This is a genomic window from Alteromonas sp. KS69 (assembly GCF_003989595.1).
GTDB classification, from domain to species: Bacteria; Pseudomonadota; Gammaproteobacteria; order Enterobacterales; family Alteromonadaceae; genus Alteromonas; species Alteromonas naphthalenivorans.
In genome coordinates this window covers 26,189-50,968 of sequence record NZ_PYHU01000017.1, presented here as the reverse complement: position 1 = coordinate 50,968, position 24,780 = coordinate 26,189, and the positions used below count along the sequence as shown (strand labels likewise).

The 24,780-nt window shown below is 44.2% G+C and carries 22 protein-coding genes and 1 tRNA gene; 18 read left to right on the top strand and 5 right to left on the bottom strand.

The annotated features are described in order from the left end of the window. Window positions 1-11 precede the first annotated feature (11 nt). Genes C7Y69_RS12335 through hemB form a run of 4 tightly spaced genes read left to right on the top strand, consistent with a single transcriptional unit; the run spans window position 12 to window position 4,235 of the window. Window positions 12-545 carry a hypothetical protein gene (locus tag C7Y69_RS12335; RefSeq protein WP_126872915.1) on the top strand — a complete coding sequence of 178 codons (534 nt, stop codon included), beginning with the start codon at window positions 12-14 and terminating at the stop codon, window positions 543-545. Window position 546: 1 nt separating this feature from the next. Continuing rightward, window positions 547-1,326 (top strand): TatD family hydrolase, encoded by a 780-nt coding sequence (locus C7Y69_RS12330; RefSeq protein ID WP_126872914.1) that lies wholly within the window; start codon window positions 547-549, stop codon window positions 1,324-1,326. Window positions 1,327-1,331: 5 nt separating this feature from the next. Then, on the top strand, window positions 1,332-3,233 hold the full coding sequence (locus C7Y69_RS12325) for a diguanylate cyclase (RefSeq protein ID WP_185864171.1): 1,902 nt from the start codon (window positions 1,332-1,334) through the stop codon (window positions 3,231-3,233). 3 nt (window positions 3,234-3,236) lie between these two features. Further along, window positions 3,237-4,235: a porphobilinogen synthase gene (gene hemB, locus C7Y69_RS12320; protein ID WP_126872912.1), complete on the top strand. Its 999-nt coding sequence runs from the start codon at window positions 3,237-3,239 to the stop codon at window positions 4,233-4,235. A 164-nt stretch (window positions 4,236-4,399) separates the two neighbouring features. On the opposite strand, the gene C7Y69_RS12315 is transcribed toward hemB, so the two are convergent. Both C7Y69_RS12315 and rhlB read right to left on the bottom strand, forming a co-directional pair. Next, entirely contained in the window at window positions 4,400-5,911 is a 1,512-nt protein-coding gene (locus C7Y69_RS12315) for a guanosine-5'-triphosphate,3'-diphosphate pyrophosphatase (protein ID WP_126873000.1), read from the bottom strand. A gap of 13 nt (window positions 5,912-5,924) precedes the next feature. After that, entirely contained in the window at window positions 5,925-7,232 is a 1,308-nt protein-coding gene (rhlB, locus tag C7Y69_RS12310; RefSeq protein WP_126872911.1) for an ATP-dependent RNA helicase RhlB, read from the bottom strand. A 99-nt stretch (window positions 7,233-7,331) separates the two neighbouring features. Here rhlB and trxA (C7Y69_RS12305) point away from each other — a divergent pair, with 99 nt between their 5' ends. From trxA (C7Y69_RS12305) to C7Y69_RS12290, 4 genes are all read left to right on the top strand, one after another. After that, window positions 7,332-7,658, top strand: a complete 327-nt coding sequence (gene trxA / locus C7Y69_RS12305; RefSeq protein ID WP_013785606.1) for a thioredoxin TrxA — start codon at window positions 7,332-7,334, stop codon at window positions 7,656-7,658. A gap of 279 nt (window positions 7,659-7,937) precedes the next feature. Next, entirely contained in the window at window positions 7,938-9,203 is a 1,266-nt protein-coding gene (gene rho / locus C7Y69_RS12300; RefSeq protein WP_013785605.1) for a transcription termination factor Rho, read from the top strand. Between the two features lie 211 nt (window positions 9,204-9,414). Continuing rightward, window positions 9,415-10,704, top strand: coding sequence for an amidohydrolase (locus C7Y69_RS12295; RefSeq protein ID WP_126872910.1), 1,290 nt, complete (start codon window positions 9,415-9,417; stop codon window positions 10,702-10,704). A gap of 27 nt (window positions 10,705-10,731) precedes the next feature. Further along, on the top strand, window positions 10,732-13,542 hold the full coding sequence (locus tag C7Y69_RS12290; protein WP_126872909.1) for an ATP-binding protein: 2,811 nt from the start codon (window positions 10,732-10,734) through the stop codon (window positions 13,540-13,542). Here C7Y69_RS12290 and nhaA read toward each other — a convergent pair. Continuing rightward, window positions 13,504-14,781, bottom strand: a complete 1,278-nt coding sequence (gene nhaA / locus C7Y69_RS12285; RefSeq protein WP_013785602.1) for a Na+/H+ antiporter NhaA — start codon at window positions 14,779-14,781, stop codon at window positions 13,504-13,506. The two genes, C7Y69_RS12290 and nhaA, sit on opposite strands and share 39 nt — an antisense overlap. Before the next feature lie 241 nt (window positions 14,782-15,022). Here nhaA and purE point away from each other — a divergent pair, with 241 nt between their 5' ends. The 6 genes from purE (at window position 15,023) to C7Y69_RS12255 (ending at window position 19,219) form a co-directional block, all read left to right on the top strand. Beyond that, entirely contained in the window at window positions 15,023-15,517 is a 495-nt protein-coding gene (purE, locus tag C7Y69_RS12280; RefSeq protein WP_126872908.1) for a 5-(carboxyamino)imidazole ribonucleotide mutase, read from the top strand. After that, window positions 15,514-16,650, top strand: a complete 1,137-nt coding sequence (locus C7Y69_RS12275; RefSeq protein WP_126872907.1) for a 5-(carboxyamino)imidazole ribonucleotide synthase — start codon at window positions 15,514-15,516, stop codon at window positions 16,648-16,650. The genes purE and C7Y69_RS12275 overlap by 4 nt, the downstream gene beginning before the upstream one ends. Window positions 16,651-16,711: 61 nt before the next feature. After that, a tRNA-Thr gene (locus C7Y69_RS12270) sits at window positions 16,712-16,787 on the top strand. A gap of 170 nt (window positions 16,788-16,957) precedes the next feature. After that, on the top strand, window positions 16,958-17,443 hold the full coding sequence (locus C7Y69_RS12265) for a copper chaperone PCu(A)C (RefSeq protein WP_126872906.1): 486 nt from the start codon (window positions 16,958-16,960) through the stop codon (window positions 17,441-17,443). A 139-nt stretch (window positions 17,444-17,582) separates the two neighbouring features. Continuing rightward, window positions 17,583-18,056: a Dps family protein gene (locus C7Y69_RS12260; protein WP_013785598.1), complete on the top strand. Its 474-nt coding sequence runs from the start codon at window positions 17,583-17,585 to the stop codon at window positions 18,054-18,056. 29 nt (window positions 18,057-18,085) lie between these two features. Further along, on the top strand, window positions 18,086-19,219 hold the full coding sequence (locus C7Y69_RS12255) for a PQQ-dependent sugar dehydrogenase (protein ID WP_126872905.1): 1,134 nt from the start codon (window positions 18,086-18,088) through the stop codon (window positions 19,217-19,219). Window positions 19,220-19,369: 150 nt separating this feature from the next. Here the strand turns inward: C7Y69_RS12255 and C7Y69_RS12250 are convergent, their stop codons facing one another. Next, window positions 19,370-19,699, bottom strand: a complete 330-nt coding sequence (locus C7Y69_RS12250) for a DUF962 domain-containing protein (protein ID WP_126872904.1) — start codon at window positions 19,697-19,699, stop codon at window positions 19,370-19,372. Between the two features lie 175 nt (window positions 19,700-19,874). On the opposite strand from C7Y69_RS12250, the gene trxA (C7Y69_RS12245) reads away from it, so the two are divergent. After that, window positions 19,875-20,744 (top strand): thioredoxin, encoded by an 870-nt coding sequence (gene trxA, locus C7Y69_RS12245; RefSeq protein ID WP_013785595.1) that lies wholly within the window; start codon window positions 19,875-19,877, stop codon window positions 20,742-20,744. Between the two features lie 28 nt (window positions 20,745-20,772). On the opposite strand, the gene C7Y69_RS12240 is transcribed toward trxA (C7Y69_RS12245), so the two are convergent. Beyond that, complete coding sequence (locus C7Y69_RS12240) at window positions 20,773-21,198, bottom strand: hypothetical protein (protein ID WP_013785594.1); 426 nt, start codon at window positions 21,196-21,198, stop codon at window positions 20,773-20,775. 283 nt (window positions 21,199-21,481) lie between these two features. Between C7Y69_RS12240 and C7Y69_RS12235 the strand changes: the two genes are divergently transcribed. From C7Y69_RS12235 to C7Y69_RS12225, 3 genes are all read left to right on the top strand, one after another. Beyond that, the gene (locus C7Y69_RS12235) at window positions 21,482-21,664 is read left to right on the top strand and encodes a DUF2065 domain-containing protein (RefSeq protein WP_013785593.1); all 183 of its coding nucleotides are present in this window, start codon (window positions 21,482-21,484) and stop codon (window positions 21,662-21,664) included. Between the two features lie 173 nt (window positions 21,665-21,837). Next, window positions 21,838-23,136, top strand: coding sequence for an adenylosuccinate synthase (locus C7Y69_RS12230; protein ID WP_126872903.1), 1,299 nt, complete (start codon window positions 21,838-21,840; stop codon window positions 23,134-23,136). A 237-nt stretch (window positions 23,137-23,373) separates the two neighbouring features. After that, window positions 23,374-24,780 (top strand): aldehyde dehydrogenase family protein, encoded by a 1,407-nt coding sequence (locus C7Y69_RS12225; protein WP_126872902.1) that lies wholly within the window; start codon window positions 23,374-23,376, stop codon window positions 24,778-24,780.

Here is a 24,780-nt window from a genome sequence, read left to right as displayed (position 1 = left end):
AAGGATTTACTATGAACAAACGTGCATTATTACTACTAGTAAGTGTGCTCCCTTTTAGTGCCTTTTTAGCACAAGCGGAAACCGTAGGCGAGGCACTAGCTAAGTGCAGCGAGACTAAGAATAGCCTTCAACGTTTAGTGTGTTATGACCGCGTAGAAAAGCAAGTAAACCGCCTCTCAGGTACTCAGGCGGGTATACCCGCAGCAATACCTAGCAATACACCGACTGTTGCCTCTGAACGTCGCCGCGAAGCACCGGTAACCAAAACCCCAGCGCCTAAAGACGAACAGTTTGGTTTAGAGCACAAAGTAAAAACCGAAACCTTAGCCGACACATTCGCAGGTAAGGTAACTAAGATTAAGAAAACCGCTCGGGGTAAGCTCATTTTAACCTTTGATAACGGTTCGGTTTGGCAGCAAACTACAGATACCACGTTGAAAGTAAAAGAGGGTGAAACCGTGCTCATTGAGCGTGGATTATTAGGTGCTTTCTATTTGAAAAAAGAAGGGCTTAACAAACGCATGAAAGTAAAACGTGTAAAATAATATGCCCTGGTTTGACGCTGGCGTTAATCTATTAGATCGCAGATTTAATCCTCAAGAGATTATTTCAAATGCTCTGGACGCCGGTGTTTCCAAGCTGTGTATCATTACCACTCACCCTAATGAGTGGGATGCGGCAGCAGCACTTCATCAGCAGTTCCCGCAGATATGCAGCTATACCTTAGGCATACACCCCCATAATGCTAAAGATGTCGTTGATAGTGATTACGCGCGATTAAGAAGCATGGCAAAAGAGCCTGGCGTAGTGGCAGTGGGCGAGTGTGGCTTAGATTTTAATCGCAACTTTTCTCCCCAAGATGTTCAAATAAGTGTGTTCGAGGCCCAATTAGCGTTGGCGGTAGAATTGAACTTGCCAGTGTATCTTCACGAGCGAGATGCGTTTGAACAACAAGTGTCCTGTCTGCAAAAGGTGCTGCCGTCTCTTAGCGGCGGTATTGCCCATTGTTTTACAGGCGATACCAAGCAGCTTACTACGTATTTAGACATGGGGCTGTATATTGGCATTACCGGCTGGGCATGCGATGAAAAGCGCGGAGAAGCCCTTCGTAGCGCCATTCCAACCATTCCCTTAGAACGTATCATTTTAGAAACTGATGCCCCTTACTTATTCCCCAAAACCCTACGTCCAAGAAAACGTAACAACGAGCCTGCGCTATTACCCCATATTGGTGAACAAATTAGCGAACTAATGCAGGTTGCCCCTGATAAATTGCGAGATAGCAGTTATGCTAATACTTGTCGTTTATTTTGTATCAGTGATTAATGGTAATGCACATAAATCGTCAAGAGGTTCGCAATTACGATCTTTATCTCTTCATTATTACCGTTATTGCGGTATCGATTTTTGCGTTTGTTGCACTGAGTGTAGTACCCGAGCGAACCACAAATAGCCGAATTTCTCAGTTAGCCTTTATTAGCGATCCCGAGGAGCGGTTAACTTTTGAAACAGTACTTGATAACACCGCGGATAACTCCCCAGAACGGTGGACGCCAACGCTGTCGCCAGTTAATTTAGGAATGAGCAGCGACGTACATTGGTTTTCTTTTGTTGTCACGCCTGATAGTTCCCTCGCAGTAAGTTACCTTTTCGAGATTGACTATGCTTTGCTAGATAGTGTGGAAGTTGCGGTTTACCCGCCGTCATCAAGTTCACCCGTTGTGCGTTACCACGCGGGAGATAACCTCGCCTTTGATGTACGTCCCATCGCAAATAATACGCCGCTATTTTCCTTGCCCTTAAGTGCTAAACCGCAAACCGTAGTGGTTCGCGTTGAATCTAGCGGCACTATTCGCATGCCCATCGCGGTATGGGAAGAAAAAGAATTTATAGAATACGCAGCAAGCCAAAATCTAGCGTTAGGGCTGTTTTTCGGCTTCTTATGTGCCATGGCCATAAGCAATATTTTCTTATTTTTTACTACCAAAAATCGCTCGTTTTTATTCTATACCGGCTATGCACTGAGCTTAGGCTTAACCTTGGCTTCATTGCAGGGGTTGGGGTATGCCTATTTATGGCCTGAACAGGTATGGTTGCAGGGTAAGGCGGTACTCATTTTTGGTAATGCGACGATTTTGTTTGCCGTACTGTTTTCCCGGCATTTACTGCCTATTGCTGAATTTAGCCCTTTGGTCGATAAAATTTCCAAGGTAGCAGCGTGGGCATTTGGGATCTGTATATTAACGAGTACATTGCTGCCTTACCCATTCGCGATAAAGCTGTATTTAGTTATGTTGACGATAATTGTGTTTGTAGCAATGTACACAGGTGGTTGGCTATCTTTTAAAGGCGTGGCGATTGCTCGATATTTCTCTGTGGCGTGGCTATTTTTATTGGTTAGCGGCTTTGTTGTTAGCCTAGATAGCGTGAATATAATTAATTTAGGTATTTCTACGAGTTATTTACTTATTATCGCTGGCACCGTCGAAACAGTGATTTTAGCCCTTATTTTGGCAATTAATTATAGCCACAGTTACGATGAACTCATTACCACGCAAGCGTTTGCCCTTGAACAAGAGCAGCAGGCGAGTAAGGCAAAAGAAGATTTACTAGCAGTGCAAAAGCGTTACCAAGATGACTTAGAATACAAAGTTGAAGAGCGAACGTTAGAGCTTGAAATTACCTTGCGTGAGCTGTCTGAAGTTAACCAAGAATTAGAGCGCCTAACGGCAATCGATCCGCTTACTGGTATTAATAATCGTCGTCACTTTGATAAAAAGTTAAAATCAGAAGGCAGAAGGAGTCGACGCGAGCAAACACCTTTGTCTATTGCAGTCATTGATATTGACCATTTTAAACGTATTAATGATAAGTACGGACATGCTGGCGGAGATGCTTGTCTTATCCATATAACAGGTATTATTCAAAGTATGCTGCTTCGTTTATCCGATGATTTATGTCGAATAGGCGGGGAGGAATTTGCGCTTATTCTCCCGAATACCGACAGCGATGGCGCCTATCATGTGGTAGAAGCGATTCGCGATCGTATCGAAAAATCTCCCATCACGTTCGATGGAGAAGCAATACAACTAACCATAAGTGCAGGGCTGGCCACCAGTGTTATCACGGATGAAGATCATGCTGCAGCGTTGCTTCGGTTGGCTGATGAGCAGCTTTATGCTGCGAAAGAATCAGGACGAAACAAAGTACTCTTTAAACCGATTTCAGGATAATTTATGAATGCTTCATTCCCGGCTCGTCGTATGCGACGCCTTCGTGCCAAAGATGCACTGCGAGATTTAGTTGCCGAGCAACATCTTACTACCAACGATCTTATTTACCCTGTATTCGTTCTTCCTGGCACTGGCCAGCGTGAAGAAGTGCCTTCAATGCCAGGGGTAGAGCGTCTATCTATCGATTTATTATTAGAAGAAACGGCAAAATGGGTAGCGCTTGGTATTCGTACGCTAGCCCTGTTTCCTGTTACTCCTATGTCACTTAAAACTGAGTGTGCCAAAGAAGCGTTTAATCCAGATGGCCTTGCACAAACGGCTATGCGTGCATTAAAAGCACATTTTCCTGATGTGATGTTAATGTCAGATATCGCATTAGACCCCTTTACGTCTCACGGGCAAGATGGCTTGGTGGATGAGGCCGGTTACGTGATGAATGATGTGACTATCGATGTGTTAGTCAAACAAGCATTGTCACATGCAGAAGCAGGCGCAGATATTGTGGCACCTTCTGACATGATGGATGGACGTATTGGGGTTATTCGTGATGCACTTGAACGCGAGGGGTTTATTAACACCTGCATTATGGCGTATTCAGCAAAATACGCATCTGCTTATTATGGACCATTTCGCGACGCTGTCGGCTCTTCAGCGAACATAAAAGGCGGTGATAAGAAAACCTATCAAATGGATCCTGCTAACAGCGACGAAGCCATACACGAAATTGCCTTAGACGTGCAAGAAGGTGCTGATATGGTGATGGTGAAGCCAGGTATGCCCTATTTAGACATTGTGCGCCGTTGCAAAGACGAGTTAAAGGTACCTACCTTTGCGTATCAAGTCAGCGGCGAATATGCCATGCATCAAGCGGCATTTGCGAATGGTTGGCTAAACGAAGAGGCGGTAATTCTAGAATCTTTATTGGCTTTCAAACGCGCTGGCGCAGACGGCATTCTTACTTACTTCGCCCCTAAAGCGGCAGCACTTCTCGCTGGCAACTAGCGCAGCGACCGAAAAGCAAAGAGAAAAGCGAATAGAGAAATAAAGAGAAAAGCGAATAGAGAAATAAAGAGAAAAGCATATAGGCCAATAGGCCAGTTGCTAAAAAAAAGGGATGCGACTTAATGTCGCATCCCTTTTTTATTCTTGGTTCTTTATTGCACCGGCTATTTACAGACGAGTTCCCAGCCTGCTTTGTGCTGTAACCAGCTTTCATTGGCCAATTCAGCGTTAATCAACGGGTGAGCTTTCAGCCAGCCATCAGGGAAGGAGATTTCCCATTTATCACCCTCGCAGACTAAGTCTACATGGGGAATATGCTTGTTTTGTCTTCGTAAACACAGCACCACAGAAATACGTAATAGCCTAAGCAAACCCTGTAACATAGGTTGAGAGTCATCATGGTAATTGCTAAAAGCATCAGTGGGGATGGTTAAACGATGATGGGCAACAAGGTCGCGAATAGCCGCTCGCTGCAAGCGTGTGAAGCCTGGCAAGTCAATAAAAGACAGAATGTAAGCGCCATGCTCATGATGCTTTTTATACTCTATATGCAAGCCGGTTTCATGAAGAAGTGCCGCTGCACCTAAAATAGCTTCGGTATCAAGGTGACAAATATTTTGCTGTGAACATAACTGTGAACACAGCTGGGTTGCTACACTTTTAACTGAATTCGCTTGTGCTTTATCGATATGGTAACGCGCCATCGTCTGGTTTAGCGTTTGATCGCGACGGTCATTCTCCTGCATGTTATCTAACATGCCATAAATAAGCCCTTCACGAAGGGCGCCACCAGAAATATTCATATTTTGAATGGCTAAGGCTTCGAATAAACTAATTAAAATGGCTAAGCCAGAAGGAAAAATGGCCTTGCGATTTTCTTCTAAACCTTCAATGTTAAGCTGGTTAATTTCACCACATTCAACACATTGTTTTTCTAGGTGATAAAGGTAATCTAGTCGTATTGAATCGCTAATGCCTTGCGCCACCAGTATTTCAGTGATGGCCTGTGGAGTACCAGAGGCACCTAAGCAATTTTCCCAATCAAAACAAAGAAAGGCGTCCGCTTCGGGTAAAAGTAATGCTTTCGCCGCTTGCTTGGCATTTTCGAAGTTTTCAGCAGTGACTTTTCCGCCATCAAAATAGCGTTCCATAAAGGTCACGCAGCCCATATCTAAACTTTTTAAGTGGATGGGTTGCATGTCGTTGCCAATAACAATTTCAGTACTGGCACCGCCTATATCTATCACTAAGCTATTACCTTGATTCGCAGAGGTATAGGCTACGCCAAGATAAATCTGGCGCGCTTCTTCTTCACCGCTTATCACGTTGAGCTTATGCTTGAGAATTTGTTCGGCTTTCCCAATAAACACTTGGGCGTTAGTCGCAAGGCGTAAGGTAGCGGTAGCCACTACCTTAATATTTGAGGGAGGAATATCTTGTAACCGTTCGGAAAAGGTTTGCAGGCACTGCCAACCACGCTCCATGCTCATTTCATCTAGTGCAAAGTCGTCATTCAACCCTGCCGCTAAACGTACTTTCTGTTTCACCTTACCAATGATCTGAACGCTACCATTAACTACGTGAACAATGACCATGTGAAAGCTATTAGAGCCTAAGTCTACAGCGGCGTAATACTCGCCATAGCTTTCAGAGTCGTGTTGAAGTTCTGCCTGCATATTGTCTCGAATGTTAGTTACTATTTCCGCGGTTAGACGGCTTACCTCTATTTCCACCACTGTTGCCACGACCTTTACCGTTGCCGCGTCGAGACGAGTTTCTCGTGTTTGGTGTGCGTCTGCGTCTTGGTTTAGGCGCATTTACATCATCAAGCAAAGCACTCGCATCGTAATCAGTAACAGGAATAGCATGTTGAATATATTTTTCAATATCTGGCAAGTTCATCGCGTATTTTTCGCACGCAAAACTTATTGCTATTCCACTTTGACCAGCGCGACCGGTTCGACCAATTCGGTGAACGTAGTCTTCTGCATCATCAGGTAAGTCATAGTTAAACACATGGGTGACAGAATCAATATGTAAGCCACGTGCGGCAACATCCGTAGCCACTAAAATGTCTAGCTTACCTTTGGTAAAGTCTTCCAAAATACCCAAGCGTTTTTTCTGTGGTACATCGCCGCTTAACAAGCCCACACGGTGGCCATCGGCGGTAAGCCAGTCGGTCACGCGCTCACAACTGTATTTGGTGTTAGCAAACACAATAGCTTTATCTGGCCATTCTTCTTCAAATAGCGAAAGAAGCAGCAGCATCTTGTCATCATCTGAAGGGTAGAACAGCTCTTGCGAGACCCGTGTCGCCGTCGTTTGCTCTGGCGCAACTTGAACGTGAGTTGGGTTGTTCATGTGTTCGTAAGCGAGTTCTTGAACGCGATAACTAAGTGTAGCTGAAAACAGCATGCTTAGGCGTTCAGTAGCAGGCGGTAGGCGACGGAACAAAAAGCGGATATCTTTAATAAAGCCTAAATCGAACATGCGATCGGCTTCATCAAGTACGGCAACTTGAATATTATTCAAGGTAAACACGTTCTGTTTATAATAATCCAGAATGCGTCCTGTCGTACCAATAATGATATCTACCCCTTCTTCTAGGGTTTCCCGTTGACTTTGGTAACCTTCGCCCCCATAAATCAATCCAAGCGATAAACCGGTATGCTCACTGAGCAGTTTGGCATCGTTGAAAATCTGAACGGCTAACTCTCTCGTCGGTGCCATTATGATGGCTCGAGGTCCTTTTGATTTGCTGTTCTCGTCATTATCTGCTTTGCTTAGCAAATAGTGAAAAGTAGCAACCAAGAAGGCAATAGTTTTACCTGTACCCGTTTGAGCTTGTCCGGCAATATCTAAGCCTTCAAGCAACGGAGGCAGAGATAACGCCTGTATTGGTGTACAATTATTAAAATTTGCCGCCGTTAAGGCGTCAACAACCTTGCTATTAATCGGCAGGTCGGAAAAATGAGTATCAGTTAAGTGAGTAGGCATAGCTTATAGCTTATCAGTGCTTGCATTAAAAACGGTTTCTATATAACACTTATGGTAGAGCTGAAACAAATCAGCGACCGACCAAAAATGGAGAAAAGAATGAGCGACAAAATTATCCAGTTATCTGACGATAAATTCGAAGCAGATGTTATCAATGCTGAAGGTCCTGTACTGGTTGACTTTTGGGCCGAATGGTGTGGCCCCTGTAAAATGATCGCGCCAATCTTAGAAGAAGTTGCGAACGAGTTTGAAGGCAAGTTAACAGTTGGCAAGTTGAATGTCGATGAAAATAACGAAACTCCACCTAAATATGGTATTCGTGGTATTCCTACATTACTACTTTTCAAAAACGGTAACGTGGCGGCAACGAAAGTAGGTGCGTTATCTAAAACTCAGTTAGCTGAGTTCTTAAACGAAAACCTTTAGTAAAATAGAGTAGTACAGAAAAAACCGGTGGCCGAGCTACCGGTTTTTTATTTTCACGTGAAAATAAGTAGTTACAACGCCTACAACAGTGTGAATACAAGTTATTTAACAATTGACGAGTAAAACGCTGGACGTTGATTAATTTTAGTGCTAACTTTTCCTTAGCGCTCACCCGAGCAGCATTCTGCTTAGCCTCTATTCAGGCATAATCAAATCAAAAATTAGAACAGAGTGACTACCAGTCCTGTAAGCAAACCCCAAGCACAAAGACCCACCAGTATGAATTTAACAGAATTAAAGAACAAACCGATTAGCGAATTAGTCGCCATGTCCGAAGAAATGGGCCTGGAAAATATGGCTCGCGCTAGAAAACAAGACATCATATTCTCGATACTGAAATCGCATGCGAAAGGCGGCGAAGATATTTTCGGTGACGGGGTTCTGGAAATTTTACAGGACGGTTTTGGTTTCTTGCGGTCAGCAGACTCTTCGTATTTAGCAGGGCCTGATGATATTTACGTATCACCAAGCCAAATTCGTCGATTTAACTTACGAACCGGCGACACTATCGCAGGAAAAATTCGTCCTCCGAAAGACAGTGAGCGTTATTTCGCATTACTTAAAATTCGTGAAGTAAACTTTGATAAACCAGAGAACTCACGAAACAAAATTTTATTTGAAAACCTCACACCTTTACACGCAAACGATCGCTTGCGTATGGAGCGTGGTAATGGCTCAACCGAAGATATCACGGCTCGTGTACTTGATTTAGCGTCGCCAATCGGAAGAGGTCAGCGTGGTCTTATTGTTGCGCCGCCAAAGGCAGGTAAAACATTACTACTGCAAAATATTGCCCAGTCTATCGCAGCCAATCACCCAGAATGTGAATTGATGGTATTGCTTATCGACGAACGTCCAGAAGAAGTAACAGAAATGCATCGCCTGGTACAAGGTGAAGTGGTTGCTTCAACGTTCGATGAACCTGCAAGCCGTCACGTTCAGGTAGCTGAAATGGTTATCGAAAAAGCGAAGCGCCTGGTTGAGCACAAAAAAGATGTGGTTATCTTACTTGACTCAATTACTCGTTTGGCACGTGCTTACAACACGGTTATCCCATCATCAGGTAAAGTACTTACCGGTGGTGTTGATGCCAATGCACTGCATAAGCCTAAGCGTTTCTTTGGTGCTGCACGTAACGTTGAAGAAGGTGGTAGCTTAACTATTATCGCTACAGCGCTTATCGATACTGGCTCTAAAATGGATGAAGTTATCTATGAAGAGTTTAAAGGTACCGGTAACATGGAATTACACTTAAATCGTAAGATTGCTGAAAAGCGTGTATTCCCAGCTATCGACTTCAACCGTTCAGGTACCCGTCGTGAAGAGCTATTAACGTCACAAGAAGAACTACAGAAAATGTGGATCTTACGCAAAATTGTGCACGAGATGTCAGAGATTGATGCCATAGAGTTCCTTATTAATAAGCTCGCTATGACTAAGACTAACGATGAGTTCTTCAACGCAATGAAGCGTCAAAAGAGCTAACCCGTTTTTATAGAAAAAGCGCCTAAGGGCGCTTTTTTTGTGTCCGAATTTCACTACCCACTTAATCGAAATAATTCTTATTATACTTCTGTCTAATGTTCACTGCCCATTAAATAGGTTAGTTTTAAAAGTCACACCGCAATTGGTACTCGTATTTTTTAGCTACCAGATAGTTTATTCTGGCGTTTTACTCTACAACGGAATAGATGTTATGTATCGAAAGTTAATCTCGCTCGCAATGGCAAGTTGTGCCACTTTTGCCTTTGCACAAGTCGATGTTGATGCATTGGCTACGGAAGTAGAAACAGACGTTATTGAATGGCGCCACCACTTTCACGAATTCCCTGAGCTTTCTAATCGCGAATTTAACACCGCAAAATACGTAGCTAACTACCTAACATCGCTAGGCCTAGAAGTTGAAACGGGTGTGGCCAGCACTGGCGTAGTTGCAATACTCGATAGCGGCAAACCAGGCCCTGTAGTTGCACTTCGTGCAGATATGGACGGCTTACCGGTTAAAGAACAGGGTGATTTGTCCTACCGTTCTACGCAAATGGGTGAATATAACGGCCAAGAAGTGCCTGTTATGCATGCATGTGGGCACGATACGCACATGGCCATGCTAATGGGGGCGGCAAAAATACTGACCAGTATTAAAGGCGAACTTAAAGGTAAAGTGAAGTTTATCTTTCAACCTGCTGAAGAAGGCGCCCCTGCTGGTGAAACCGGCGGTGCTGAAGTCATGGTTAAACAAGGGGTACTTAAAAACCCTGATGTAGACGTTATCTTCGGGTTACATATTAGTTCGAACACTGATGTAGGCACAGTGCGCTACAATTCTGGTGGCACCATGGCTGCGGTAGACCCGTTCAAAATTGTTATTCATGGTAAGCAAGCCCATGGCGCATACCCGTGGAAAAGTGTCGACCCAGTGGTCACTGCGGCGCAAATGATCATGTCTATTCAAACCATTGTTAGTCGTGAACTTAAGCTTATTGACGATGCAGCAGTGGTTTCTATTGGCTCAATTCATGGTGGAAACCGCTCTAACATCATTCCCAATGAAGTAGAGATGGTAGGCACCATTCGCACACTAAATAAAGCGGCCCGTGAACATATTTACGAATCGCTTCCGCGAAAAGTGAACGCTATCGCCGAGAGCATGGGCGCAAAAGCGGAACTTACGCTTCCTTTAGATTACTACTACCCCATTACCTATAACGATCCCGCACTTACGCAAGCCATGGTACCAACCATGCAACGCACCGCAGGGGCTGAAAATGCTATCGTTTCAAAGCCGGTTACCGGTGCTGAAGACTTTTCCTTTTTCCAAGAAAAAGTACCAGGTTTGTACGTTTGGGTAGGTGGTAAGCCTCTAGATGTTTCCGAGCAAGATAGCCCTGCTCACCACACACCTGAATTTTACGTAGACGATTCGGGTATGAAGTTAGGCGTGAAACTACTGACTAACTTTACGTTAGATTACATGGCGCAACATTAATCATGGTGATGCCAGTGGGGGGCGTTGTTGTACGATAAACATCGGTGGTCGTTATCTCTGGTATTACACCTGTTACTTGTAGTGGTTGTGGGTATTGCATTAAATGCAGTGCCTGCGCCATTTGATAGCAGCGGTATCGCTGTATTCGGGGTAGGGGTTGGCGTATACGCCGCACTACGGTTCCCTCCTATAGTCGCAATTCCTATTGCGTTAATTATCTGCGTCCCCTTATGGCTAACTCACGGCAGTATTGTGGGTAAAGAAAGCCTGTCTTTACTGCCTATCGTAGTAAGTTTATTTGGATATAAAAAATCCCTGAGCCGAGTCATTAAAGTTGGTGCTGGTTTTTGGTCACTTATTTTCCTCCCCATTTTATTATTAGAGCACGCGCTTTACGAAGCCGACCAGCCAACGATGATGTTTTCTGGCGTGCTTGTTACTTGGGTAAGTGGCGTGTTTGGGCTTATCTCTGGGCATTTTGTCTTTCTAGCGAATAAAGGGCTTAAACACACTAATACAGGTTCAAAAGAAAAAGTTTCACTGCATTTCCTGTTCAGTTATTTCTTCTCAGGTTGTTTTTTTGCCGCCTCCATGGCGGTGGTGTATTTATCTGTGGCACTTTATCAAGACGATCAAGAAGCACAAATTATTCGCTACATGCAACAACGTGTCGCGGTATTAGAGCAACAACTATCCGATTTTATTGGGCAACACCAAAAAGCGATAGCGGTTGCCTCGCAGTCACTTTCTACGCCCTATGCAATTGAAAAATTAGAAGAGGCTAGCAACAATCAACTTTCAGTTTTAGCCGCGCACTATCCTGAATTCATCACTTTCTTAGTGGCTGATGAAAGTGGGAATATAACCCATTCCTACCCACCTGGGCTGCTAAATAAAGCACAGGTAGCTGGGGCTGCAAATGTGGCTTATCGGCCTTATTTTTCTCAGGCAATGGAAATGGGCGGGCCGTATCTTTCTAACGTTTTCCAAGGCCAAGGGTTTGGAAACGACGCCATTGTCGCCATGTCTTCACCTATTATTAATGAGTATGGCGTACCTGTTGGTATCGTGGAGGGCTCATTATCTTTACGCAGCTTCTCTTCAGTAGATGCCCTTAATCTCGATGGGTTTTCGCTTTTGCTCGAAGATGCAAAGGGCGAGGTTATTTACGCATCATCAGAGCTAGGCTTAAAACCACTGAACAAAGCACCTTCGTATTTGTGCGAAGGTGAGTGTGATATAAAAATTGAAGACGGACCGCTCAATAAGGAGTGGTTGAGGCTGCAAGGTCAGCTGCCTACTGCAAATTGGCAGGTTAGCTATTACTACGATTATCGACGTTTGTTGTCGGTAATGAGTGAGTATTTGTTGACTGATTTATTGTTGCTACTTGTCTTGTCTGTATTTGGTACATTTATGGGCTCTGTGGTGGCACGAATGATTGAGTCTCCTATTCGCGGGCTTATACGTTATATTGCCAATTTTACGCCCTCAGAAGTGCGTAGAGAGCCTAACTTGGTGGGGAGTACGTTGCATATACAGGAACTCGCTTCACTTAATGACGAGTTCAGCAGCTTAGAAGGGCGCCTAGTTGATGCATTTAAAGCCCTTGAATTTGCCCGCGTTAAAGAACAAACGTTGAACGTAGAGCTTGCTGAGTTTAACCATAGCTTAGAAAATAAGATAGAAGAGAAAACGCGACATTTAGCTAAGGCGCTCGAAGAAGCAAAAGCGGCGAGCGTGGCTAAAACCCAATTCTTAGCCAATATGAGCCATGAAATACGTACCCCAATGAACGGCATTATTGGATCGTGTGAATTAATGATGGAATTACCCTTACCTAGCGGGGCACGGCATAGAACGGAAACGATTTCGACTTCTGCCAGCCGCCTATTAATGATCCTTGATAGCATCTTAGATTGGTCAAAAATTGAATCTGGTAAAATGTTGCTAGATAAGCGTAGTATTTCCGTCGCGCAAACTATCGATGCATGTAGTGTGCTATATGAGCGAAGTGCTAGTAAGAAGGGCATTTCGATTAACGTTAATATTGATGAAAGTGTGCCAAAAGCGGTCATTACTGATGGTGGTAAGCTTAGTCAAATCATTAATAACCTGGTCAGTAATGCAATTAAGTTTACTCACCAAGGCATCATTTTGGTTGAGGCCAAGTACAGACAGGGCGAGCTCTCTTGTTCGGTTACTGATTCGGGCATTGGCATATCTGCACAAAAAGTAGAGAGTATATTCGACCAATTTGAACAGGCTGATGCCACTATAACCCGAGATTATGGTGGAACTGGATTGGGCTTAGCCATCACAAAAGGCTTAGTGGAGCTACTTGGTGGCAGTATTTCAGTTGATAGCAATGAAGGCACGGGAACCACGTTTTGTTTTAGTTTTCCGTGTGAGAAAGGCGAAGCGCAAGAAGCTTCCTCCAATTTAAAAGTACAGTCTTTACCAAGTACATTACGGGTATTGCTTGCTGAAGACAACGATGTAAATGCCGATATTGTAATGGATATGCTTGGCTCTGTTGGCGTTAAGCGCTTCAGGGCTAAAAACGGTATGGAAGCGATTGAAGCCGCAAAGCGTCATGCGTTTGATGTCATTTTGATGGATTACCAAATGCCCGTTATGGACGGGCTGACTGCCTCGAAACACATTCGCCAACAAGCTAAAAATAAAGACAAAGTAATCATTATCGCACTAACGGCAAATGCTTATGCAGATGATAAAGCGGCATGTTTAGCCGCGGGTATGAATGCACATTTAAGCAAGCCAATTAGGAAGCAGGTATTAATCGACAGTATTGCCCGTGAGCTTGCTCGCGTTTGAGGCTATCTTACCTTCATTGTTAACCGGTTTATTGCCTACGAAATACAATACAATGTAACCCAAGATTGCTGATACAACTGACCCGGCCAAAATACCTACTCGCTCATCAAAAATCTGATTAATACCGGTTTCTTCAAAAGCCAAACCACCAATAAATAAGCTCATGGTAAAGCCCACACCACACAGCAGTGCACACCCGTAAATATGTTTTAAGTTAAGGTCATCAGGCAAGGTCGCTAGCTTGAGTTTAATCATCAGATAACAAAAACCAAATACACCAACCTGCTTACCGAGTACTAGGCCTAAAAATATGCCAAAAGTAACGGGGTGGAAAATACCCTCGGGGCTAATATTACCGAAGCTTATTCCTGCATTAGCGAAAGCAAAAAGGGGTAAAATGGCGAAACTTACCGTGCTATTCAAGCTATGTTCTAAGCGCGTAACCGGTGAATAGGTTTCATCCCTACTATCTCGCATAGGGATAAAAGCCGCTAATATCACACCTGCTAGCGTAGCATGCACCCCAGATTTGAGCATGGCTACCCACAATATAATACCTACCATCATATAGGCGGGAATATCCACTACATTTCGTCTGTTCATTTGCCACAACAGCAGTAAGCACGCCGCTGCCACTAACAGCGCCCCCATAGTGATGTGGTTAGTATAGAAAAGCGCAATTATCACAATAGCGCCAATATCATCAATAATGGCTAAGGTGACTAAGAAAATCTTAAGGCTAGTGGGTACTCGACTTCCTAATAACGCCAAAATACCCAATGCAAAGGCAATATCGGTTGCCGCTGGAATTGCCCAACCGGCAATGGCCACAGGGTTATCCCAGTTAATGCCTACGTAAATCAGAGCAGGTAAAAGCATGCCACCAATCGCACCGGTGGCAGGTAAAACAATGTCTTTAGGATTTGATAACTCGCCTTCACATATTTCACGTTTTAACTCTAATCCAACATGAAAGAAGAAAACGGCCATAAAGCCGTCGTTAATCCATAACAATAAGGGTTTATCAATTGCCCACGTGCCCGCTGAAATTTGCACTGGAAGGCTAATTAATTGGTCGTATAGGTGATTAAGAGGGGAGTTAGCAATGATAAGTGCCAGTACAGTAGCAATCATCAGTAAAATGCCAGGCGCGGCTTCTCGATTGAGAAAATCTGATACTACAACCTGTACTTCTTTAATCGCGTCATCAATTACGTCTGTTTGATGTGCTTTCGACATTATCGATACCTCCGTTTACCTTAGCCTTATGAAGGCCCACAACCAGCCAAGTGAAAAAGGTAGTCATAAAGAATACCAAGTGGCACTGGAAGGATTAACTATTTGTAATTATATAGGGGTTTTACGAAAATGAAGGCCTTGCCAGATCACTTACGGCTAATATGTGGGATTTGTTGGCGAATTAGGCTACAATCGCGGGCTTTTCCGGTTATCCAATTTACCTATCTCAGAGGATTTCTAGATGGCAAAAGTCGCAATAGTTATGGGCTCGACCTCAGACTGGCCCACCATGCAACAAGCAGCAAAAATGCTGAAGTCGTTTGGTGTTGAATTCGACGCAAAAGTGGTGTCAGCACACAGAACGCCAAACTTGTTGGTTGAATTTGCCGAAGGGGCAGCAGATGAAGGCTTTAGTGCCATTATTGCTGGCGCAGGTGGTGCAGCACACTTACCGGGAATGATTGCTGCGCACACGCACTTGCCAGTATTCGGTTGTCCAGTAAAGTCTAAAGCATTAAGTGGTCTTGATTCCCTGTTATCAATTGTACAAATGCCCAAAGGCGTTGCGGTTGGCACATTAGCCATCGGCGAAGCGGGTGCAGCCAATGCAGGTTTGCTAGCGGCGCAAGTGGTGGCATTGCAAGATACGAATGTGCGCGATGCGGTTATTACCTTTCGAAAGCAGCAGACTGAAACAGTATTGGCTTCTAGCAATACTTTGGAGCTTGACGAATGAGAGTAGTCGTTTACGGTGCAGGCCAATTGGCGCAAATGATGTATTTGGCGGGCAGTCCGCTTGGCATTGAAGTGCAGGCTGTCGACGTAAACAACGATACTGTCGTGCACCCTGTAAGTAAAAGCCCTTTAGATACTTCCTTAGATCAAGCCTTAGAAGGTGCTGATGCACTCACGGTAGAATTTGAGCACGTGCCAGAGCACCTGCTTGAAGAAGCTACCAAAACGGGTAAGTTAATGCCCAGCATTGAAAGCATTTTAGTCGGTGCTGATAGAGTGCGAGAGAAAGCATTGCTTGAGGGCATGAAGGTCGCTAACAGTGCGCACCGCATTGTGACTCACCTAGAACAGCTTGATGAATGCATTGAAACGCTTGGTGAAAAGCTCATTCTAAAATCCAGTCGTGATGGCTACGATGGTTACGGCCAATGGCGATTAGCCAATAAAGAAGAGTTGCCTGAGCTTAAACGGGCTTTAGCTACCTTAAATTTAGAGAAAGTGCCTCTTGTGGTAGAGAAGATGGTGCCTTTTGAACGTGAGCTTTCATTAATTGGAGTACGAAATAAGCAGGGTGATGTGCGCACTTACCCGCTTGCTGAAAACTTACATTATCAAGGCCAACTTCATGTGTCGGTTGCCCCTGCTACCCACGTGGACGAAGCACTTCAAGCCAAAGCGCACGATATTTTCGTGAAACTGGCTGAAGGCATGGACTATGTCGGCGTGTTAGCGGTGGAATTATTTCAGTGTGGTGATGAACTCCTGGTTAATGAACTTGCGCCAAGAGTGCATAATTCTGGTCATTGGAGTCAATCGGGAGCAGTAACCAGTCAATTTGAAAATCATCTTCGTGCCATTTGTGGTTTACCTTTGGGTGACACATCGGCTATTGGCCCAAGCGCAATGATTAATATTATTGGCTGCAGCAGTTTCTCAAGAGAACTTTTGAGTATTGATGGCAGTCATTTGCACTGGTATGGAAAGTCGGTGCGCGAAAAACGCAAGATGGGTCATATTAATGTGACTACTGACAACTACGCAAAATTGGGCGAAAAATTACACGATTTGAGCCAATATTTGCCGTTAGAGTACTTTCCGAAACTGATTGGCGAGGCAAAACGTTTAAAAGGTTGACAACCTTTTAATTGTGGCTATTATACGCATCCGCTGTTAACCCAGCGGGTGTGAAAAGTGTGCCGACTTAGCTCAGTTGGTAGAGCAACTGACTTGTAATCAGTAGGTCGCCAGTTCGATTCCGGCAGTCGGCACCATTCTCTCACATAAAGGTCTTCATACAATGTTTTGACCTAGTGCTTTCTAGGTTAGCTTCGTTGTTATAGTTTTTCCCTTTCGGGATATATCTCCAGATTTTCTATATTCTCTTCTTTATTAAATAAACCTACCGTACACTAGCAGCCAACTTTTTTTTGGAAGCAGCGGTATGACACCTATTACTCATTCTTTACCCTTTAAATTACTCGCCCTGTTTATGTTTGCGCTGTCGGCGTGCAGGGTTCAAGCTACGCACCCTATTTCTATTAGTGACGGTTACGCCCGCGCTACGTTTCCAATGGCACAATCTGCAGCACTTTATTTCACTTTGCATAATCAAAGCGAAACACCGACTAAAATAACGGGCGTTTCGGTCAGCAGTGATATTGCCAGCGACGCGCAAATTCATACCACCGAAATGAATGATGACATGATGCGTATGCGAGAAGTAAAAGAAGGGATAGTCATTGCGCCAAATGATTCGCTTTCCTTTGCGCCTGGCGGGTATCACGTGATGTTGTTGGGATTAGAAAAAGGTCTTGTTGAAGGCAATAGTGTGTCATTGACCTTGTCTTTTGATTCCGCCGCTGACTACATCGTAGAATTACCGGTAAAAGGAATGGATAAAGAAGCAGGTCATCAGCATCATCATTGAAGTAAATCGTCAAAGTAGATGTGTACAATCGTTAAAATTATAATCCAAATCAATATTCTTAGAGTATCATTAAGGTAACATTTGAATGGTATTTCCAATTCTAAATTAGTGAATTAGTTGCTAACCCAAGGAGAGATATATGAGCAAGATTGATATCGGCATTTCAGAAGAAGATCGTAATGCAGTGGCTGAAGGCCTTAAAAAACTATTAGCAGATTCTTACACGCTTTACCTACAAACCCATAACTTCCATTGGAATGTAGAAGGTCCACAATTTAGACAACTACATTTGATGTTTGAAGAGCAATACACAGAGCTTGCAGAAGCCGTAGATGAAATTGCTGAACGTATTCGTACACTGGGTGTTTCGGCGCCAGGTACTTACAAATCATTCGCTGAATTAAGCGCAATTGATGAAGTGGAAGGTGTACCTGAAGCATCAGAAATGGTGGCGTTACTTACCCATGGTCATGAGCAAGTAGTTAAAACATCACGTGATTCACTTAAGTTAGCGCAAGACGCAGATGACGAGTCTTCTGCTGCACTTATTGGCGATCGTATGCGCGTTCACGAAAAGTCTGCTTGGATGCTTCGCGCAATGTTGGCAAAATAAGTCGGAATATACTTCACGGCGGAAAAATTATGACACGCACTATGATTAACGTGCTGTCTGTTTGTACATTAACGCTGGCTGGGGCAACTCAGCCAGCGTTTTCGCAACAAGCAGACGCTAAAACACCGACAGATGAAAATCTTGTTGTTACTGAATTAGCACAAGGGTTAGTTCACCCTTGGGGGATGACCTTCCTCCCTAACGGTGACATGCTGATTACCGAGCGCGAGGGCGGTATTAGGCGCCTAAGTCAATCCGGTGAACTATCGCCACGCTTATCAAATGTGCCTAAGGTAGAAGCGAACAACCAAGGCGGTATGTTAGATATTGCTATCGACCCTGAGTTTGAAGCTAACAACACGGTTTACTTTTGTTTCAGCCAACCTGGCGAGGGTGGAAGTGGCAGCAGTGTTGCCAAAGCAACACTAAGCGGTAATGCGCTGGTAAATGTAGAAACTATCTTTAGTGCCGCGCCACTTATTGATAATGGCTTTCATTTTGGTTGTCGCTTAGCGTTTGATGCGAACAAGCAATTGTTTATCACCCTGGGCGACCGTTATAAATATATGAAGGAAGCGCAAAATACCGATAACCATTTCGGTACTATTGTGCGAATTAACCGCGATGGCAGTGTGCCTAGCGATAACCCTTTTACTGACGGTAAAGCGCCTGAAATTTATAGTTACGGCCACCGAAATGTTCAAGGCATTACCATTCACCCAGAAACGGGTGAAGTATGGGCAATGGAACACGGGCCAAAGGGCGGTGATGAAGTTAACCTGCTGTCGAAAGGTGCAAACTACGGTTGGCCGGTCATTACCTATGGTATTGATTACAGCGGCGACATTATCAGTGATAAAACGCATATGGATGGCATGGAACAACCAGTACTTTACTGGGACCCTTCTATTGCACCAAGCGGTATGACGTTCTACCAAGGTGACTTGTTTCCACAGTGGAACGGAGATTTGTTGGTAGGCTCGTTAAAGTTCACTCACTTACGACGTATCGAGATGGATGGCGGTAAGCCTGGTGAGCAGCATGAATATGTGCGTGACAATCAAGCCCGTATTCGTGATGTAGAAGTTGGGCCTAACGGCGCTATCTATCTGCTAACCGATGCCACCAACGGCAAAGTGTTAAAGCTTACCCCTGCCAAGTAAATGAGTGGCGTAGCCTTATTTTTGCCGTGTTGAAAACGGCTAAATACTGAGACTATGATTTCAAAAGCCAGCGTACTGGGTGTCACTTCACTGCGTGCGTCTGGCTCTTTTGTTTTTTTGTACTGAAAAGGTGGTAGGGTTTTACCGTCGTTAAGCGCTAAGACTTACTTTACCTATTAGAATGTCTTTAAACATCACCCAGTCTCCCAGCAGGCTATAAAGCGGGTGGCGAAAAGTCGCAGGCCTATTTTTCTCATAAAAGAAATGCCCCACCCACGCAAAGCCGTAGCCTACTACTGGGATCAGCCATAACAATGCGAAGTTACTCGTAATTAAGCTGCTGGCGATGACACCTAACACTAACCAAGAACCAACAAAGTGTAATTTTCTGCAGGTTACATTGGCATGTTCTGCAAGGTAATAAGGATAGAACTCGCTAAAAGATTGAAATTGAGTTTGAACGTTTGACTCGGTAGCCATGACGTAGCCCTCCAGTGAGTATCGTTATGCGTGAGTTAACAACAAATTAACACGCCAGCCAAGGTAAGTATGTCGTGAATACGACATTGTTGCCGATTTTTTGTAGCGGTTGTTTTTTGCTATCAGTTACCCCATATTCATTGTCAGAAAATAAATGTTTTAAAAGGCCCACGTTATGGACAATCTTGTTGCGAACAATGCGGCAACTATCGTTGATATCACTGTTGAAAATTTTCAGCAAGTTATCTTAGAAGCATCACAAGAAAAGCTAGTGCTTATTGATTTTTGGGCAGACTGGTGTGAGCCATGTAAAGATTTACTGCCTATCTTAGAAAAGATAGCAGGAGAGTATGCCGAACACCTTATTCTTGCCAAAGTAGACTGTGAAACGCAGCAGGAAGTTGCAGGCCAATTTGGTATCCGTAGTTTGCCGACCGTAATGGTAGTGCAAAACGGTCAACCTGTAGATGGCTTTGCGGGTGTGCAACCCGAAGCGCAAATTCGTGAGATGCTAGCTAAGTATCTGCCTAATCCAGAAGATGATTTTCTTGCGGCGGCAGGACAAGCTATTCAACGGGGCGACTATGTAGAAGGCTTATCGAATGCGAAACAAGTTTTAGAGATGAGCCCTGACAACATCAATGCCAAGTATATGGTTATTGATTGCTACATTGAGACAGGGTCGATAACACAGGCTAAAGCCATGTTGGACGAGATTAAGTTAGTCGATCAAGATGCGCGTTATAATACCCTTAACGGTAAAATAGAACTTGCTGAACAGGCAGCTGATACACCTGAAATTCGCCAATTGCAGGCGTCGGTAGCGGCTAATCCAGATGACTTACAACTTAAAGTGGATTTGGCTGTGCAGTTACACCAAGCTAATAAATCGGAAGAGGCGTTATCCTTGTTGCTCAGCGTACTTAAAAAAGAGCTAGGCTTTGGGGATGCACGTAAAATAATGCTGGATATGATTAATGCATTAACCGACGGTGATGCGCTCAAATCTGAATATAGACGCAAGGTCTACAGCTTGCTTTATTAACATTGAATGTAAGGGCGCTTATGTGCCCTTACGTTTTGGCTATAGGTGAAAAGCCTTCTTTGTCTAGCCAATTAAGCGCCGAGAAGTAATGCTGAAAGTAGTTTCTTTCATAGCCTTGAAGATTAAAGTCTCTTTCTTTGGCAGGGTGGGTATATTCTAGCTGCGCGCGCTTTACCATGCCGGTGTCTAACACATAGGCAGAGCGTCGTAGCCCTTTAGTAATGCTATATTTAATAGCGTCAATGACGACTTGTTGTGTATCTGGCGTAGACAATACCCATCTGCGGCCATCTAGAATGGCGCCCCATGGTTTATCTTCGAACCTGTCCACTAGGTCATGCATTTCTTCAGAAAAGGCTTCAGCGGTTTTTAAATTCCACGCACCCGTAGCAAACACTTCCAATACATTCCCAGAGATATCTAACGCATAGTTTCCATATTTAGGAAAACGCATGAATTTGTTTCCGTGTGATTAAGTGCAATACTTTACGTATAGCAGATGATAGATTTTTTGCACTATTTTGCGTTAAAAAAAGTGAAAAATTTCAGTAGGTTGAATATTAAATACTCAAATAACCATTAGGTTAGCAAAATAAGGTATTTATGTGTGCGTTATTCTCTGATGAGTGATTACTATGCTTACGTGATTACCTTAAGCGCCGCTAGCTGCTAGTACGCTTTATGGTATGTTACACGGTTTAGGTAACAATAATTTAAATAAAACAATGAGGTATAGAATGGACTGGCTTTGGCCCGCGCTAGCAATAGTGCTTATTGTAGAGGGAATTGGCCCTTTGTTATTTCCTACGCGCTGGCGCTTATATTTATTGCAAATAAGTCAGATGCCGACCAATCAATTACGCCAAACCGGCGGTGTTTTAGTTGTCATCGGTGTGGTTTGCCTTTTTTACTTGTCTTAATAAGCTCGAATGCGTAACTAAAAATAGCTCTAATATACAGATGGTTAGCGAGGTTCAGACTAATAAAGTCCATAAATCTGCAATAACTGGCGTATTTTTGCGCATAAAACAGATGATAAAGGGTATGAAATTTTGGTAGAATCCCCGCCTAATTTTCTTACACAATATGATTCATGGCAAAGAACGTTGTGGTACTCGGCACTCAATGGGGTGACGAGGGTAAAGGCAAAGTAGTAGACCTACTTACTGATCGAGCAAAATTTGTGGTTCGCTATCAAGGCGGTCACAATGCAGGTCATACTCTAGTAATCGACGGTGAAAAAACCGTTCTTCACTTAATCCCATCAGGCATTCTGCGTGACAACGTTACCTGCATTATTGGTAACGGCGTAGTACTCAGCCCTGACGCTCTGATGACTGAAATGACTATGCTTGAAGAGCGTGGTGTTCCAGTTCGTGAGCGTTTGAAAATCAGTGAAGCATGCCCGCTTATTCTTCCTTATCACATTGCTTTAGATGTGGCGCGTGAAAAAGCCCGTGGTGCTAAAGCAATTGGTACTACTGGCCGTGGTATTGGTCCAGCGTACGAAGATAAAGTGGCTCGCCGTGGTTTGCGCGTTGGCGATTTATTCAATGCAGAAGACTTTGCAGCTAAGCTCAAAGAAGTACTTGATGTACACAACTTCACATTGACTAAATACTACGGTGAAGAAGCGGTCGATTTTGATGAAACCTTAAAAGGTGCCATGGCCGTTGCTGACATCCTTAAAGCGATGGTGGTTGATGTTACCGACGAACTAGATAAAGCCCACAAAGCGGGTTTGCCAATCATGTTCGAAGGTGCGCAAGGTACATTACTTGATATCGACCACGGTACGTATCCTTATGTAACGTCTTCTAATACTACTGTTGGCGGCGTAGCCACCGGCGCTGGTTTTGGTCCGTTAAAGTTAGATTATGTATTGGGTATTGTTAAGGCATACACCACACGTGTAGGTTCTGGCCCATTCCCTACCGAGCTTGATTGCGAAGTGGGTAATCATTTAGGTGTTAAAGGTCATGAGTTCGGCGCGACTACCGGTCGTAAACGCCGTACTGGTTGGTTCGATGCCGTGGCAATGAAACGTGCGGTACAAATCAACTCGATTACCGGTTTCTGCTTAACGAAGCTAGACGTGCTTGACGGCCTTGAAACTTTACAAATCTGTATCGGTTATAAAGATGCAGACGGTAACGTAAAAGACGTGCCTCCAATGGCGGCTGACGGTTACGATAAAGTCACCCCAGTGTATGAAGAAATGCCAGGTTGGAGCGACAACACGTATGGTGTCACTACGTTTGCGGGCTTACCACAAGCTGCGAAAAATTATATTCAGCGCCTAGAGCACCTTACCGGTGTTCCAGTAGATATCGTTTCTACCGGGCCTGATCGAAACGAGACGATTGTTTTACGTAACCCATACGACGCGTAAACTAACCCGTCTAGTTAGACACTTTAAAAGCCCGGTACTTATTTTTAAGTACCGGGCTTTTTCGTGTAGGCAGTCAACTGATATTCAGGTAATAATTAAACATCAATTAACAAAATAATTGGGTTGTGTTTTATCGCCCTCATTACTATAAGATGAATAACAGCTTATCCGATTGCCCCTGAACCTGAATTTAAATCCCAGCAGGTCAACAGTCTTCATATGTAGGTGGAATGTATTATGTCTAATCAACCAACGCTTCACGCCGTAGAACCCAGCATTTGCTTTCTTGATACGGTGGCCTCGCTTCAAACTAGTTTTAAATCTGGCAAAACCCACTCACTAGAATGGCGTAAGAGTCAATTAGACGCGCTAAAGCGCCTGCTGATTGAAAACGAAAAAGAGATATTGCACGCACTTCATCAAGACTTAGGCAAAAGCGAAAGTGAAGCCTACGTGGCTGAACATGGCTTTTTGCTATCGGATATTAAGCATACCCTTAAGCATTTAAATAAATGGATGCAGCCTCGTAAGGTATCCACCCCACTTATTGCGTGGCCGGGTAAAAGCTTTCAGCAACCAGAGCCCTTGGGCACAGTGCTTATCATAGGCGCATGGAACTACCCCCTTCAGTTGTTGCTAGCGCCTTACATAGCAGCACTAGCAGCGGGTAATTGCGCGGTCTTAAAGCCGTCCGAGCTGGCCGTTGAAACCTCAACGATTGTGGCAAAACTCATCCCCCAGTACATGGATACTTCATGTGTAGAAGTGATTGAGGGCGGGAAGGAAGAATCGTCGGCGTTACTTGCGTGTAAATGGGATCATATTTTCTACACTGGCGGCGAAGCGGTTGGCAAAATTGTCATGTCTGCAGCCGCTAGGCATCTAACCCCTGTTACGCTGGAACTTGGCGGTAAAAGCCCCTGTATTGTTGATAGCAGCACCAACTTGAAAATTACCGCGCGTCGAATCGTTTGGGGTAAGTGGATGAATGCAGGGCAAACCTGTATTGCGCCTGACTACGTGCTAGTAGTGAAAGGTTTTGAACAAAAGCTAATAGACGCCATTAAGAAAGAGCTTAAATCCCAGTTCGGTAAAAATCCTTTTTCGTCAAAAGACTATGGCAATATCATCAATACTCGCCACTTGCATCGCCTGCAAGGGTACTTAGATGGGGTTAACGTAGTTTATGGTGGCGATATCAACGAAGCGCGACCTGCGATGACACCCACCTTGGTGCTCGACCCTGCGAAAGACAGCGCAATCATGCAAGAAGAGATATTCGGACCTATTTTACCCATAGTGCCCGTCGCCTCTATCGACGAAGCTATCGGGTTTATCAACGATAGGCCAAAACCACTAGCGCTGTATGCGTTCAGTGATGACGATAAAGCACTTAATAATATCATTGAAAAAACCAGCTCGGGCAGTGTGTGTACCAACGACACGATGATTTTCATGACTAACCCAGAGCTTCCTTTTGGCGGCGTGGGTAATAGCGGCATGGGCAGTTATCACGGCCAAGCTGGGTTTGATACCTTTAGCCATGTTAAGACCGTAATGAAGCGGGCCTTCGCTTTAGATGCTCCCGTACGTTATGCGCCATTTTCTAAATTCAAACTATCGTTATTGAAGAAATTCTTATAG

Coding starts and splice junctions, on each gene's coding strand:
- C7Y69_RS12335 (WP_126872915.1), top strand. CDS start 12: ATGAACAAACGTGCATTATTACTACTAGTAAGTGTGCTCCCTTTTAGT.
- C7Y69_RS12330 (WP_126872914.1), top strand. CDS start 547: ATGCCCTGGTTTGACGCTGGCGTTAATCTATTAGATCGCAGATTTAAT.
- C7Y69_RS12325 (WP_185864171.1), top strand. CDS start 1,332: ATGCACATAAATCGTCAAGAGGTTCGCAATTACGATCTTTATCTCTTC.
- hemB (WP_126872912.1), top strand. CDS start 3,237: ATGAATGCTTCATTCCCGGCTCGTCGTATGCGACGCCTTCGTGCCAAA.
- C7Y69_RS12315 (WP_126873000.1), bottom strand. CDS start 5,911: ATGCAGGCAGAACTTCAACACGACTCTGAAAGCTATGGCGAGTATTAC.
- rhlB (WP_126872911.1), bottom strand. CDS start 7,232: ATGCCTACTCACTTAACTGATACTCATTTTTCCGACCTGCCGATTAAT.
- trxA (WP_013785606.1), top strand. CDS start 7,332: ATGAGCGACAAAATTATCCAGTTATCTGACGATAAATTCGAAGCAGAT.
- rho (WP_013785605.1), top strand. CDS start 7,938: ATGAATTTAACAGAATTAAAGAACAAACCGATTAGCGAATTAGTCGCC.
- C7Y69_RS12295 (WP_126872910.1), top strand. CDS start 9,415: ATGTATCGAAAGTTAATCTCGCTCGCAATGGCAAGTTGTGCCACTTTT.
- nhaA (WP_013785602.1), bottom strand. CDS start 14,781: ATGTCGAAAGCACATCAAACAGACGTAATTGATGACGCGATTAAAGAA.
- purE (WP_126872908.1), top strand. CDS start 15,023: ATGGCAAAAGTCGCAATAGTTATGGGCTCGACCTCAGACTGGCCCACC.
- C7Y69_RS12275 (WP_126872907.1), top strand. CDS start 15,514: ATGAGAGTAGTCGTTTACGGTGCAGGCCAATTGGCGCAAATGATGTAT.
- C7Y69_RS12265 (WP_126872906.1), top strand. CDS start 16,958: ATGACACCTATTACTCATTCTTTACCCTTTAAATTACTCGCCCTGTTT.
- C7Y69_RS12260 (WP_013785598.1), top strand. CDS start 17,583: ATGAGCAAGATTGATATCGGCATTTCAGAAGAAGATCGTAATGCAGTG.
- C7Y69_RS12255 (WP_126872905.1), top strand. CDS start 18,086: ATGACACGCACTATGATTAACGTGCTGTCTGTTTGTACATTAACGCTG.
- C7Y69_RS12250 (WP_126872904.1), bottom strand. CDS start 19,699: ATGGCTACCGAGTCAAACGTTCAAACTCAATTTCAATCTTTTAGCGAG.
- trxA (WP_013785595.1), top strand. CDS start 19,875: ATGGACAATCTTGTTGCGAACAATGCGGCAACTATCGTTGATATCACT.
- C7Y69_RS12240 (WP_013785594.1), bottom strand. CDS start 21,198: ATGCGTTTTCCTAAATATGGAAACTATGCGTTAGATATCTCTGGGAAT.
- C7Y69_RS12235 (WP_013785593.1), top strand. CDS start 21,482: ATGGACTGGCTTTGGCCCGCGCTAGCAATAGTGCTTATTGTAGAGGGA.
- C7Y69_RS12230 (WP_126872903.1), top strand. CDS start 21,838: ATGGCAAAGAACGTTGTGGTACTCGGCACTCAATGGGGTGACGAGGGT.
- C7Y69_RS12225 (WP_126872902.1), top strand. CDS start 23,374: ATGTCTAATCAACCAACGCTTCACGCCGTAGAACCCAGCATTTGCTTT.